Source organism: Saccharopolyspora spinosa NRRL 18395, from assembly GCF_000194155.1.
In the GTDB taxonomy this organism is placed as follows: domain Bacteria; phylum Actinomycetota; class Actinomycetes; order Mycobacteriales; family Pseudonocardiaceae; genus Saccharopolyspora; species Saccharopolyspora spinosa.
Genome location: NZ_GL877880.1, coordinates 361262 through 375018, shown reverse-complemented (window position 1 = coordinate 375018; position 13757 = coordinate 361262). Strand labels below are relative to the sequence as shown.

Sequence of the window (13757 nt, the reverse complement as noted above, 5' to 3'; positions counted from 1 at the left end):
TTTCCGGGAAGTTCGGGGGCTTAGCGGCGCGGTGCGTCACACGTCGAGGAAGCGGACGTCCTTGGCGTTGCGGGTGATGAACGAGCGCCGGGCTTCGACGTCCTCGCCCATCAGCACGCTGAACAGCTCGTCCGCGGTCGCCGCGTCGTCCAGCGAGACCTGCAGCAGCAGCCGGGTCTCCGGGTTCATGGTGGTGTCCCACAGCTCGTCGGCGTTCATCTCGCCGAGACCCTTGTAGCGCTGGATGCCGTCGTCCTTGGGCAGCTTGCGGCCGGCTGCCGCGCCCTGCGCCAGCAGCGCGTCGCGTTCCTTGTCGCTGTAGGCGTACTCCGGCTCCGACCGCGGCCACTTGATCTTGTACAGCGGTGGCTGCGCGAGGAACACGTGGCCGTTCTCGATCAGCGGCCGCATGAACCGGAACAGCAGGGTCAGCAGCAGGGTGCGGATGTGCTGGCCGTCGACGTCGGCGTCGGCCATCAGCACGATCTTGTGGTAGCGCAGCTTGGACAGGTCGAATTCGTCGTGGATGCCGGTGCCCAGCGCGGTGATGATCGCCTGGACCTCGTTGTTCTTGAGGACCTTGTCGATCCGCGACTTCTCCACGTTGATGATCTTGCCGCGCAGCGGCAGGATCGCCTGGAACCGCGACTCGCGGCCTTCCTTCGCGGAGCCGCCCGCGGAGTCGCCCTCCACGACGTAGAGCTCGCACTCCTCCGGGTTGTTGGACTGGCAGTCCTTCAGCTTGCCCGGCAGGCCGCCGATGTCCATCGCGCTCTTGCGGCGCACCAGCTCCTTGGCCTTGCGCGCAGCCATCCGCGCCTGCGCCGAGGACACCGCCTTGTTGACGATCACCTTGGCCTCGGCGGGGTTGCGCTCGAACCAGTCGGTGAGCCACTCGAAGGCGGTGGTCTGCACAAACGACTTGACCTCGGTGTTGCCCAGCTTGGTCTTGGTCTGGCCCTCGAACTGGGGCTCGCGGACCTTCACGGACACGATCGCGGCCAAGCCCTCGCGGACGTCGTCGCCGGTGAGGCTGCCGTCCTTCTCCTTGAGCAGCTTCTTGTCCTTGGCGTAGCTGTTGACCACGCGGGTCAGCGCCGACCGGAAGCCTTCCTCGTGGGTGCCGCCCTCGTGCGTGTTGATGGTGTTCGCGAAGGTGTAGACCGACTGGTTGTAGCCGGAGTTCCACTGCATCGCGATCTCCAGCTCGTAGTCCTTGCTGGAGGCGTTGAAGGACACCACCTTCTTGTGGATGGGTTCCTTGGTGGCGTTGATGTGGCGGACGAAGTCTTCCAGGCCGCCCGGGTAGTGGAAGGTGCGCTCGGTGGCGCGGGCGGTGGTGCCGCTGGCGTCCTCGCCGGCCTCGTCCTCTTCGGCGGCCCGCTCGTCGCGCAGGACGATGGTCAGGCCCTTGTTCAGGAACGCCATCTCCTGCAGGCGACGCGAGATGGTTTCGGCGTTGTACCTGGTGGTTTCGAAGATCGTCGGATCGGCCCAGAAGGTGATGGTGGTGCCGGTCTTGTCGGTGCGCTCGCCACGCTCGACGTCGGCGACGGGCTTGGAGTCCTCGTAGCGCTGCCGCCACACGTAGCCGTCTAGGTGGATCTCCGCCTCCAGCGCCGTGGACAGCGCGTTGACCACCGACACACCCACGCCGTGCAGACCGCCGGAGACCGCGTAGGAGTCGCTGTCGAACTTGCCGCCCGCGTGCAGCACGGTGAGCACGACTTCGAGGGTCGGCTTCTTCTCCACCGGGTGGATGCCGACGGGGATGCCGCGGCCGTCGTCGACCACGCGCACGCCGCCGTCGGCGAGCAGGGTGACCTCGACCCTGGAGGCGTAGCCGGCCATTGCCTCGTCGACCGAGTTGTCCACGACCTCCTGCACCAGGTGGTGCAGGCCGCGTTCGCCGGTCGAACCGATGTACATGCCGGGACGCTTGCGGACGGCCTCAAGGCCCTCAAGAACGGTGATGGATGAAGCGTTGTATTCGCTCTTCTTCGGTGCCACGGGCCTCGATTTCTCCTTGAGCCGACTGTGCTGTCAGGTTGGCCGGTGCCGGTTCGAAAACACGCCCTTCCCGCACCGCAGACCACTTCGGGGCGACTTGTCTGTCGGCGCCGCACCCTGATGCGCGCCGTCGCCCAGCGCCTCGACGATCACATCGGTCGAAGGCGTCGGCCACACCCTGCACTGATTCTACTGGCCCCCCGCGACAGAAGTAGGGCAAGGACACCCCTGACTTCCTCACAGAGCGGAGAACTCGAATCAATCCACCATCCGAGAGCCTCGAGAGGTCGCCGGGGGATCTCGGTGGCGATCGGCCGGTTGCCACCCCGGCGGCGGGCCAGCCGGCGGGTCTGCTCCCCGGCGCGACGCGGCCATTCGCCCCACCTCGCCTGCGGGCCGTGGCCCGCGCGGGCCGACGGATGAGCGCGTATCGGCAGGCTACTAGCCGTAGGTGTCGCGCGGGCCGCGCCCGGGAATATGCCTGGGGCCGTGCCGCCAGCTCGGCGCGGCCGGGCCCTGCACCTTGATGCGGCGCACCACGTCGCGGCCGACGCCATCGCTGATCCGCTTCAGAATCTGGCGCTGGAGCAAGCGCAGCTGCGTGGCCCACGCGGTGGACTGGGCCTGAACGGTGAGCTCGCCGTCCTTCAGCGCCACCGGCTTGGTGTGTTCGGCCACATCGCCGCCGACCAGGGACGCCCACTTCGCGAAGACCTGGCCGCCGGAGAGGTGTTCGGTCCAGCCGCGCTCGCTGGCGATCCGGGCGGCCAGCCGACCCAGCGGCTGCGGATCGCGGTCGTCCGGGCGGGGCCCGGACCAGCCACGGCGGCGGCGTGTCCGGACCGCGCCACCCTTCTTCTTGCCGTCGCGCCGACGGGCCGCGGACTGCTCCCGGGCGGCCTGCAGGGCGGCCCGGGCGAGGTCGGGACCGGACAGCGTGGCCCCGTCGGACCCGACCGGCGACGTCCCGGTATCGACCGGGACGGCTGTTGATGGTCCTGTTGATGGCGCCGAGTTATCCACACCATCCACAGAGTTATCCCCAGATGTGGGCAAATCCGCGGTCTTCCCCGCCCCGGCGATCACTCTGCGTTTACTTGACGACTGCGAACGGTTATACGGCACGTCGCACCTCGCCTTCCCGGACTTCGAATCGGACACCGGTGAGCTCCGGCGGAACGTCCTCCGGCACCGCCGCGGTCACCAGCACCTGCTCGGCCCCGACCACCAGGTCGGCTAGCCGGGACCGACGGCGGCGGTCGAGTTCGGCGAAGACGTCGTCCAGGATCAACACCGGCTCGGCGCCATCCTCGGTGAGCAGGTGGTAGGAAGCCAGCCGCAACGCCAGCACGAACGACCAAGATTCGCCGTGGCTCGCGTAGCCCTTCGCAGGCAGGTCGCCGAGCAGCAGTTCCAGGTCGTCGCGGTGCGGCCCGACCAGCGACACGCCGCGGTCGATCTCCTGCGGCCGGACCCGCTCCAGCTCGGCGAGCAAGGCCGCTTCGAGTTCGGCCGGGTCGGCTGCCTTGCCCAGCGGCACGCCGTAGCCCTCGGGCAGCGACTCGCCGAGGCTGCTGCGGTAGCGGACGTCGGCCACCCGACCGGACGGCGCGGTCGCCTCATCGGTCGCCGCGACGTTGGCATATGCGCTGGCCACGTGGGGTGCGATGGCGGCGACCAGGTCGAGCCGACCCGCCAGCAGCTCGGCGCCGAAGCGGGCCAGGTGGCCGTCCCACGCCTCCAGCGTGCGCAGGTCCGCCGAGCCGCCGCCCTTGCGCGCCGCGCCTGCGGACTTGAGCAGTGCGCTGCGCTGTTTGAGCACCCGGTCGTAGTCCGAGCGGATACCCGCGTACCGGGGTGACCGCGCGACCAGCAGGTCGTCGAGGAACCGGCGGCGCTCACCCGGATCACCGCGCACGATCGCGAGGTCCTCCGGTGCGAACAGCACGGTGCGCAGGATGCCGAGCACGTCGCGAGGCCTGGCGACGGCACCGCGGTTGATCCGCGCCCGGTTTGCCTTGCCTGGCGTGATCTCCAGCTCGACCAGCAGCTCGCGCCCGCTGTTGACCACGGCGGTCCGCACGACCGCGCGCGGCGCGCCGTCGCGGACCAGCGGGGCATCGGTGGAGACGCGGTGCGAACCGAGGGTCGCGGCGTAACCGATCGCCTCGACGAGGTTCGTCTTGCCCTGCCCGTTGGCCCCGACCAGCACGGTGACGCCCGGCTCCAGGGCCAGGTCGGCGTGCGGCCACGACCGGAAGTCGGTCACTTGCAGATGACGGACGTACACGGCGATCCAACTTATTCGCAGCTTTGTTAGGTCGTCCGCCCGGTCGCCGAATTCGCGGATTCGACGCCTTCGTCATCCTGGCGATTTGTCGACAAATCGGGCTCTCCTGACGTATGTGTGGGTTAAGTGCGCCCGGGGAGGGTGAGTGTCGGGCCGCCGAGGTTGAGCATGACGAGGGCGATCAGGGCCTGGGGCGTGTGGAACCCGAAGGCCATGCGGGTGAAGAGTCTGATCTTGGTGTTAGTGGACTCGATCAGGCCCTGAGACAGCCCGTGCTCCAGGCTGGCCTCGATGGACGCGCGGATGCGGACCACGGACTTGCAGAGCTTCTGGATGGGTTCCAGGGTGCTGCGCCCGGCCTCTTTGATCCAGGCGTCGAGGATGCGTTTGCCCTGCTTACCCCTGGCTTGGAAGACGATGCGGAGTTTCTCTTTGAACGCGTAGGCCTCGTGGAGGCGGGGGCTGGAAGCCGTGATCCACTTCAGGGTGAGGCTTTGGTCCTGGGTGAGGTTGTCGGGATTTTTCAGCAGGGAGTAGCGGGCGTTTTTGAACTCCCTGGCCAGGTCCTGCCGTGGGGTTTCCGGCTTCGGATCATCGGCAGTGGGGCGGCCGACACGACGGTCCTGTTCTGCGCGTTCGGTGTCGGCGAGTGCTTTGAGGGCACGCCATTCCTGGCGGCGGACGGTATCGATGGCGTCGGTGGCCCAGGCCACGATGTGAAACGGGTCGGCGCACAAGATCGCTTGCGGGGCGCGTTGTGTGACCGTCGAGGCGATCCAGTGCGCCGCGTCAGCGCTGACGTGGGTCAAGGCCGCGGTGCGTTCGGGTCCGAGTTCGTCGAAGAACGTGCTCAACGTGGCGGCGCCCAGGCCCGGCGCGGCCCAGATGACCCGACCGGTGTCGTGGTCGACCACGATCGTCAGATAGCGATGGTTCTTCTTATAGGAAACCTCGTCGATCCCGATCTTGCGGACCCCGTCGAGCAGGTCGATCTCAGCGGAGATGTCGGCCCAGACCCGGTCGATGACCGACCCGACCGTTTTCCATGCGATTCGCAGCAACTCCCGCACGGTTGACTTCGAGGTTCGCACCGCCAGCCACGCCACCTGGGCGTCAAAGACAAGCGTGTGCCCGGCACCATGCCGAGCCCAGGGCACCCGAGCCACAGTCACCCCGTGCTCGGCACAGCGCACCCTGGGCGCGTCGGCTGCCAGCCACATCTGCGTCAGCCCGCAATCCACACTCCGCCACTCACGGCGCCTCCCGCCGTCGTATCCAGGGCTTCTCCGACTGCGGCCAGGACGGCCTTCTTCGAAAGCCACACGCTCGATCACGGTCCTGTCGTCCAGACCCGCCATCGCGCGCCATACACTGACATCCGGCACGTCGTTCGCTCCCTGATCAGCTTGTTGATCTCGCAACCAACAACCTAGCCCAAAGCGACGGCGTGCCTTCATCTTCCGGACCCAACCCCAGGCCACACGCCCACTAATCGATCACAAGAGCCACAAATCGCCAGGGTTGCGGACGGCGGTGCTCCCTGGGGCGGGGTTTTCCCTGGTAGCTGCCTCGTGCGTTGAGGCGCTCCAGTACCTCAACGTACTCAAGACACCCGACCTGCGGAAACAGCGAGGGCGGTCGGCGGTGTTGATTTGTCGACAAATCAACACCACTTCCAGGTCTCGGTCAGTCCTCGGTTTTCTGCACGGCGTGGCCGCCGAATTGGTTGCGCAGCGCCGCGACCGCCTTCATGGCCGGGGAGTCCTCCTGGCGCGAGGCGAACCGCGCGAACAGCGACGCGGTGATCACCGGCGTGGGCACGGCGTTGTTGATCGATTCCTCGACGGTCCACCGCCCCTCGCCGGAGTCGTTGACGTAGCCGCGCAGTTCGGTCAGGTCCGGGTCCTCCTCCAACGCGCGGACCAGCAGGTCCAGCAGCCAGGAGCGGACCACCGTGCCGCGGCTCCACGCCTTGATCGTCTCCGGCACGTTGGTGACCACGTCCGACGCCGACAGCAGCTCGAAGCCCTCGGCGTAGGCCTGCATCAGGCCGTACTCGATGCCGTTGTGCACCATCTTCGCGTAGTGCCCGGCACCGACCGGACCAGAGTGCGCGAAGCCCTCCTCGCGCGGGCCTTCCGGGCGCAGTGCGTCGAAGATCGGCATGGCGCGCTCGATGTCCTCGGCGTCGCCACCGGCCATCAGGCCGTAACCGTTCTTGGCACCCCACACGCCGCCGGAAACCCCGACGTCGACGTACTTGATCCCGCGCTCGGCGAGCAGGGCCGCGTTGGCCTGGTCATCGGTGAACTTCGAGTTGCCGCCCTCGATCACCAGGTCGCCGGTCGACAGCAGCCCGCCCAGCTCCTCGACGGTCTGCCGGGTCGGGTCGCCGTGCGGCACCATGATCCAGACGATCCGCGAGCCGGCCAGCTTCTGCACCAGCTCCGCGATGGAAGCGACATCGCTGACGTCCGGGTTGCGGTCGTAACCGACGACGTCGTGACCGGCGGCCCGCAGCCGCTCACGCATGTTGAAACCCATTCGGCCGAGACCGACAAGTCCGAGTTGCACCGGATCTCCCTCTGCGAGCTGTGTATCGACTGGTTGGTCGGCGCGGATGGCCGGCCGCGGGGTGAGGACCTCACCAGCTGAATCGATCCGACCGGAGCCTAGCCATCGGCGTTCGCGGCTCCGGTCGGACAGTGCCCCGGATGTGACCGAGGTCAGCCCGGGAGGCGGACCGGCATCAGGAGGTAGAGGTAACCCTCCGCCACTTCGCCATCCTCCCCGACCGGCTTGACGAGGGCCGGGCGGTTGGCGGTGGTGAACTGCAGCTGGGCGCGCTCGGTCTTCATCGCGCCGAGCCCGTCGAGCAGGTAGGCCGGATTGAACGCGATGGTCAGCGGCTCGCCGACCAACTCGACCGCGAGCTCTTCCTCGGCGCTGCCCTCGTCGTCGCCGCCGGCGGTCAGCCGCAGCAGCCGATCGGAGAACTCCAGTCGCACCTGGGTGCCGCGCTCGGCGACCAGCGAGACGCGCTTGATCGCCTCGACGAACGGGGCGACGTCGACGTTGGCGGTCACGGCACTCTCGGCGGGCAGCAGCTGGCGGTACTTCGGGAACTCCGCGTCCAGCAACCGCGTGGTGTTGCGGCGCGCCGTCCCGGAAAGTCCGAGCAGGCCGTCGCCGGAGGCCAGCGAGATCTCCACCTTGCTGCCGCCGGTGCCCAGCGTCTTCGCCGAATCGGCGAGGGTCTTGGCCGGGACGAGCACCGCGGTGTCCTCCATCGAGGTGCCCGGCTCCCAGGTGATCTCGCGCATCGCCAAGCGGAACCGGTCGGTGGCGACCATTGTCAGCTTGTCGTTGTTGATCTCCATCCGGATGCCGGTGAGCATCGGCAGCGTGTCGTCCTTGCCGGCCGCCACCGCGACCTGGCCGACGGCCTCGCTGAACAGATCGCCGGGAACCGAACCGGCGTGCTCGGGCATCGCGGGCAGTTCCGGGTAGTCCTCGACCGGCATGGTCGGCAGGCTGAACCGCGAGCTGCCGCAGGTGATGGTGACGCGAGAGCCATCGACCGTGATCTCGACCGGACGGGCCGGGAGCGCCTTGGTGATGTCCGCCAGCAACCGCCCGGAAACGAGGGTGCGTCCGCTGGCGTCGATCGAGGCGTCGATGGTGACCTGGGCCGAGACCTCGTAGTCGAACCCGGAGATGGTCAGCGCCTCCCCTGAGCTCGCGTCGAGCAGCACTCCGCCCAGCACCGGAACCGGTGGCCGTGACGGCAGGCTGCGCGCGACCCAGGCGACGGCGTCGGCGAGACCGTCACGTTCCACGCGGATCTTCATGGGTGTCCTTTCGGTTCCAGCCGTGGCTCGGCTGCCGGAGAACTGTGTAGAGCTGGAGAGCAGCTCGTCGGGTCGGTGTAGTCGGTGTGCTCCGCGCCCCTCGCAACGAGGACGAAGCGATCCCTACGAGCGCCGTGCACGCGAAGTTCGACCCGAGCTCGCCGGGAGTTCACGCCAGCGGCCTCCGCAGGAGTTCCACCGTAGAGCGTGCGCCGCGATCTCCGCATCCGGGTCCGAGCTGTTCGCGCTGCCGTCCTGGCGGTCCAGGCCGAGTTGTCCACTTATCCACCGAGCCTTCTTCTCTTTTTCTTTTTTCTTCAAAGAGAAGAAATGACCGTAGTAGTAGTAAGGGCTGTGAGTTGTGGGGACAAGTGTCGTTTGGGCTGGTCGCGTGGCGTGGTCGGTTGTGGATGAACACGGGATGTAACCGGGGACTACGACGTCCGGGTGGTGGACAACTTCTGGCCCATCGCGGTTAATCCACAACCATCCCGAGTTGTCCACAGTTCCATCCACAGTTGTCGGCTCGGTTGTACCCACCCCTGTTGGTTTTTGGCACCTCCACCGATCAGGTTGTGGGCAAAGCTGTGAGAGCGTTGTGGTCAACCGGCTCCTCTCTGTGGGCAGCCCGCTCCAGCTTGTGCACAGCTTGTGGATGAATTGGGGAAAACTCCAGGTCAGGCCTGGGGATGAATAATCTGTGGACAGCTCGAGCCTTGGCGGACTTTTTTGCCGAGGGGGTGAGGCGAAGGCCACCCCAGTCCTCAGAAAAGTTCGGCGCGCCGACTCGCTTCGCGACTGCGGAGCGCGCTTGATCAACCTCGGAACGTGGTGGTTTGCTGTCCGGGCGCGTGCCCTGCGGCCGGCTCGAAGGGCTCGATGCGCGCGCATCCCGGGCTCCGGCGGCCCGCGAAGCGGCCCGAAGTTTTCTGTCGGAGCGGTCGGATCCGAGCCGGGTGGCCCAACAGAAACATCTCGACGTCCCCGGCGGACCCCGAGACGTCCGGCGCGCGCCACGAAGCGCGCAGCGATCAACGATCAGACGGAGCCCCGCTCCGGGCCTGACGGCTCGCCACCGGACTGATTCCCCACGGGCCGCGACGGGAGAGCTTTCTGTTGAAGGGGGTGGCTCGCGCCGGGCTGGGTCAGCAGAAAGATTCGCCGGGAGAGGCGAAGGGAATCACACCGAGGCCCCCGAAATAGCCCCGTAGCGGCCATCTGAGCGGGTTGAGCCTTCTGACGAGCATGTTTTCCAGGCAAGGAGGCGCGTGCGCAGGTGTCGTGAGCGCGAAACGGGCGATCGGCCCGGGAATCCGGGAAAAGGTCAGCGGGACTGCTGCTTGATGCGTGCCGTGAGCTCTTGGACGTGCTCGTAGACGCGGCGCCGCTCGGCCATCTCCTTGCGGATCTTCTTGTCCGCGTACATCACCGTCGTGTGGTCGCGGCCGCCGAAGTACTGGCCGATCTTCGGCAGCGACGAGTCGGTCAGCTCCCGGCACAGGTACATCGCGATCTGCCGGGCCTGCGCCAGCGCCTTCGTCTTGCCCGGGCCGCACAGGTCGTCGATGGTCACGCTGAAGTAGTCCGCAGTCACCGCCATGATCGTCGGCGGGGTGATCTCCGGGGTCTGCGAGTCCGGGATCAGGTCGCGCAGCACGATCTCGGCGAGCTGCAGGTCGACCGGCTGCCGGTTCAGCGACGCGAACGCGGTGACCCGGATCAGCGCCCCCTCCAGCTCGCGGATGTTGCGTTCGATCCGGGACGCGATGAACTCCAGCACGTCGGCCGGCGCGTTCATCCGGTCCTGGGCGGCCTTCTTGCGCAGGATCGCGATCCGCGTCTCCAGCTCCGGCGGCTGGATGTCGGTGATCAGGCCCCACTCGAACCGGGTGCGCAGCCGGTCCTCCAGGGTGCGCAGCCCCTTCGGCGGACGGTCCGAGGACACCACGATCTGCTTGTTCGAGTTGTGCAGCGTGTTGAAGGTGTGGAAGAACTCCTCCTGGGTTCCTTCCTTGCCCTCCAAGAACTGGATGTCGTCAACCAGCAGCACGTCGACGTCGCGGTACCGGCGCTGGAACGCCACCTGCCGGTCGTCGCGCAGCGAGTTGATGAAGTCGTTGGTGAATTCCTCGGTGGACACGTAGCGGACGCGCATCCCGGGGAAGAGCCGCTGGGTGTAATGGCCGACCGCGTGCAGCAGGTGCGTCTTGCCGAGCCCGGACTCGCCCCAGATGAACAGTGGGTTGTACGCGCGGGCCGGTGCTTCCGCCGCGGCGACCGCGGCGGCGTGCGCGAAGCGGTTCGAGGAGCCGATGACGAACGTGTCGAAGGTGTACTTCGCGTTCAGCCGGGTCTGCGACGTCGGCGGCGCGTGCTTCGGCGCGGTGAACGGCTGGCCCTGGTGCGGCTCGCCCGGTTGTCCGGCGCGGCCGAAGGTCGGCCAGATCTCGTTGGCGGACTCGTCGGCTTCCGGCTCCGTCGCCGCGGTCTCCGGCTCGTCGGTTTCGCCGTCGGCCTCCAACGACGACGGAACCTCGCCGTTGGGCCATTTGAACTCGGCCGTCGGGAAGTCGATCTCGGAGCGCTTGTCCGGTGCCGCGTGCCGCCCTCCGGGGTCGGGCACCGAACCAGGCACCGGACCTGTGACGGACCCGCTGATCGAACCGGTGTGCGCGGTGTTCCCGAAAGCTTCAGGCCCCCGCCCGAAGCCAGGCGCGGAGACGAACGGAGGCCCGGAATGATCGGCACCGGTCGGAGTACCGGTACCGCGGCCGGACCAGGAATCGGCCGCCGCGGGCGCCGCGACCGGGCGGGTGGGCGCGGGAACGGCGGTGTCCACCTTCACGGCCAGCGACACGGCGCGGCCGAGCCGGCGGGAAAGCGCGTCGGTGATCGGATCGCGCAGCGCGCGCTCGATGGCTTCCTTGGCGAAGTCGCTCGGCGCGGCGAGCAGCGCGGTACCGTCCAGCAGCCCGATCGGTCGGGTCACCCGCATCCAGGCGCGTTGCTGAGGCGAGAGCGTGCCCGAGGACAGCTCCTGCACCACCTCATCCCAAACTCGAACGAGATCGGCTTGGTGGTCGGACACCGCCTTGCTCCCCTCCCCTCGCTCGCGCAGCCCCCGGTGCGGTCCCGGGCCAGGCTCCCACGGTGCTCGGGCGCGGGCGGTGTCACGGGACGGTGGGGCCAGACTCAAGTGGACACCTGTTCGAGCAGGTGTCCACAGAGTTGTCCACAACTTGTGTATGAAGGTACGGCAGGCCGCTCCGGTGATCCCCCCTGGGGCGGCTGTACCGCTGCGATCGAGGTCAGGTGCCCACCGAAGACCAGTGCTCCCACACACCGGCCCGCGCATCGCAGGGGGGCACGCTAACAAGGTCGCGCCCGCGTCACAAGCGACTCCCCGGATGCCGCGGAGATCGGGATGTGACAGCCTGGTCGCCGCCGGTGCGGCGGTTGTGCCCGGTGATCGTCGCCGGATGGCGACCCCGGTTCAGCGTCCTCAGCTGCCACTGCGTACCCTCGTACAGTCCCCCGCTTCCTGAGCGGGCATGTCGCTGCGCCGAGATTCCGGCGCCGTGCACCGCTCGGTGTTCGCCGATCGCCGCACGGCCAGCGACTGCGGCTTGCGAAACAGGGACACCTTGACCGAACCGTGGTTCACCGTGGCCATCGGTGCCTGTAGTAACCGGGAGATCCGACCGTGAGCAAGGGCAAGCGTACTTTCCAGCCGAACAACCGCCGCCGTGCCAGGAAGCACGGGTTCCGGCTGCGCATGCGCACTCGGGCCGGCCGGGCCATCGTGGCCTCGCGCCGTCGCCGGGGTCGCGCGCAGCTGACTGCCTGATCGCGTCCGGCCGTGCTTCCCGCGGCAGCCAGGCTGACCAAGAATCAGGAGTTCCGCCTGGTGGTCCGTCGTGGTCGCCGGGTCGGCCGGTCCCGCCTGGTGGTCCACGTGCTGCGTCCGGACCAGGCTCGGGACCTCGGCCCGCACCACACCGGCGAGGCCTTGCCGGAAGCCGAGGCGAAAACGGCACCCACCCGGAATTCGGATGTCACGACCCGGGTGGGTTTTGTCGTGAGCAAGGCCGTGGGGACGGCCGTGGTCCGGCACCGGGTCACCCGCCGTCTCCGGCACCTGATGCGCGACCTCCTGCCGGCGTTGCCCGCTGGCACACTGGTGGTGGTCCGTGCTTTGCCTCCCGCAGCAGGTGCGTCCAGCCGCGAACTCGGTGCGGACCTCGACGTGGTGCTGCGCAAGCTCCGCGTCCTCTCCCCCGATGTTCCGGCGACGGGTTCCAGGTGATGGCTTCGGACGAGCGCCACGACGACAGGCTCCGCGCCCCTGCTCGGCGCCCGAGCCCGCTCGCCTGGGTGCTGCTCGGTCCGGTGCACGTCTACCGCAAGGTGATCTCCCCACTGCTGCCGCCGTCGTGCCGGTTCTACCCGAGTTGCAGCACCTACGCGGTCGAGGCCCTCACCGTCCACGGTCTGTTCCGCGGTGGCTGGTTGACCCTGCGCAGGTTGCTGCGCTGCGGCCCCTGGCACCCTGGAGGCCTGGACCCGGTTCCACCGCCCCGTGAGCGGTCCGCGGCGGGCGACCCCGTTGGTGGCCGCGTACCCGAGAAACCTGCCGAGGAGTAGCCCGCGTGCTGGACTTCATCTACTACCCGGTGTCGGCCATCCTCTGGTTCTGGCACAAGGTGTTCGGCTTCGTGTTGGATCCGGCCAGCGGCTACGCCTGGGCGCTTGCGGTGATCTTCCTCGTTTTCACGCTGCGCGCGCTGTTGTTCAAGCCGTTCGTGCACCAGGTGCGGTCGATGAAGAAGATGCAGGAATTCGCGCCGCAGATCCGAGAGCTGCAAGCCAAGTACGGCGACGACCGGCAGAAGCTGGCCGCCGAGATGCAGAAGATGCAGGCCGAGCAGGGCTTCAACCCGCTCAGCGGCTGCCTGCCGATGCTGGTGCAGATCCCGGTGTTCATCGGGCTCTTCCACGTGCTCAACGGGTTCAAGCCGGGCGCACCGTCGAACTACATCTTCAACGCAGACGACGTGGCCTCGTTCGTGGCGGCCGATCTGTTCGGCGCGAAGCTGTCGAACACCATTAGCCAGGCCCCCGAGGTGCTCGCGACGTTCGGCACCGACCGCGTGGAAATGATGCTGGTCGGTGTGCCGTTGATGATCGCCGCCGCGATCGCCACGCACTTCACCGCGCGCCACTCGGTGCAGCGGCAGACCGCCGACGCGGCGGCCAACCCGCAGACGGCGATCATGAACCGGATGACGCTGTGGATCTTCCCGATGTTCGCGATCATCGGTGGTCCGTTCCTGCCGCTGGCCATCCTCATCTACTGGCTGGCCAACAACTTCTGGACGCTGGGTCAGCAGCGCGTGGTGTACCGCCGGATCGACCGCGAGGAGGCTGCGCTGGCCGGCGCGCCCGTGGTCGTCGAATCCACTGCGGTGGAGACGGACACCACGCGGGCCGCGGACCCGGCGGCCAAGGACCAACCCGGTGAGATCCCCGGGGTGATCGAAGACCGTTCTCGCGACGCGGACAAGCCGGGCGAGTCCCGCTGAGTCCGTCGCGAACCCTGGAGAGGA

The 13757-nt window shown here is 67.9% G+C and carries 11 protein-coding genes; 4 read left to right on the top strand and 7 right to left on the bottom strand.

The features are described 5' to 3' along the window. Positions 1–36: 36 nt before the first annotated feature. The 7 genes from gyrB to dnaA form a co-directional block, all read right to left on the bottom strand. Entirely contained in the window at positions 37–2010 is a 1974-nt protein-coding gene (gyrB, locus tag SSPN_RS0132395; protein ID WP_010313215.1) for a DNA topoisomerase (ATP-hydrolyzing) subunit B, read from the bottom strand. Between the two features lie 441 nt (positions 2011–2451). Then, the gene (locus tag SSPN_RS0132390) at positions 2452–3033 is read right to left on the bottom strand and encodes a DciA family protein (RefSeq protein ID WP_010313214.1); all 582 of its coding nucleotides are present in this window, start codon (positions 3031–3033) and stop codon (positions 2452–2454) included. A gap of 91 nt (positions 3034–3124) precedes the next feature. Beyond that, positions 3125–4300 (bottom strand): DNA replication/repair protein RecF, encoded by a 1176-nt coding sequence (gene recF / locus SSPN_RS0132385; RefSeq protein ID WP_010313213.1) that lies wholly within the window; start codon positions 4298–4300, stop codon positions 3125–3127. Between the two features lie 122 nt (positions 4301–4422). Beyond that, positions 4423–5685, bottom strand: a complete 1263-nt coding sequence (locus tag SSPN_RS0132380; RefSeq protein ID WP_029535946.1) for an ISL3 family transposase — start codon at positions 5683–5685, stop codon at positions 4423–4425. A 301-nt stretch (positions 5686–5986) separates the two neighbouring features. After that, complete coding sequence (gnd, locus tag SSPN_RS0132375; RefSeq protein WP_010313211.1) at positions 5987–6874, bottom strand: phosphogluconate dehydrogenase (NAD(+)-dependent, decarboxylating); 888 nt, start codon at positions 6872–6874, stop codon at positions 5987–5989. Between the two features lie 152 nt (positions 6875–7026). After that, positions 7027–8151, bottom strand: coding sequence for a DNA polymerase III subunit beta (gene dnaN / locus SSPN_RS0132370; protein WP_010313208.1), 1125 nt, complete (start codon positions 8149–8151; stop codon positions 7027–7029). Between the two features lie 1324 nt (positions 8152–9475). After that, positions 9476–11239, bottom strand: coding sequence for a chromosomal replication initiator protein DnaA (gene dnaA / locus SSPN_RS0132365; RefSeq protein WP_010313206.1), 1764 nt, complete (start codon positions 11237–11239; stop codon positions 9476–9478). Between the two features lie 615 nt (positions 11240–11854). Here dnaA and rpmH point away from each other — a divergent pair. Genes rpmH through yidC form a run of 4 tightly spaced genes read left to right on the top strand, consistent with a single transcriptional unit; the run spans position 11855 to position 13733 of the window. Continuing rightward, positions 11855–11998, top strand: coding sequence for a 50S ribosomal protein L34 (rpmH, locus tag SSPN_RS52475; RefSeq protein ID WP_083822226.1), 144 nt, complete (start codon positions 11855–11857; stop codon positions 11996–11998). 12 nt (positions 11999–12010) lie between these two features. Continuing rightward, positions 12011–12457: a ribonuclease P protein component gene (gene rnpA / locus SSPN_RS0132355; RefSeq protein ID WP_010313202.1), complete on the top strand. Its 447-nt coding sequence runs from the start codon at positions 12011–12013 to the stop codon at positions 12455–12457. Continuing rightward, positions 12457–12795, top strand: coding sequence for a membrane protein insertion efficiency factor YidD (yidD, locus tag SSPN_RS0132350; protein ID WP_010313200.1), 339 nt, complete (start codon positions 12457–12459; stop codon positions 12793–12795). The genes rnpA and yidD overlap by 1 nt, the downstream gene beginning before the upstream one ends. Positions 12796–12800: 5 nt before the next feature. Beyond that, positions 12801–13733 (top strand): membrane protein insertase YidC, encoded by a 933-nt coding sequence (yidC, locus tag SSPN_RS0132345; RefSeq protein ID WP_010313198.1) that lies wholly within the window; start codon positions 12801–12803, stop codon positions 13731–13733. Positions 13734–13757 lie beyond the last annotated feature (24 nt).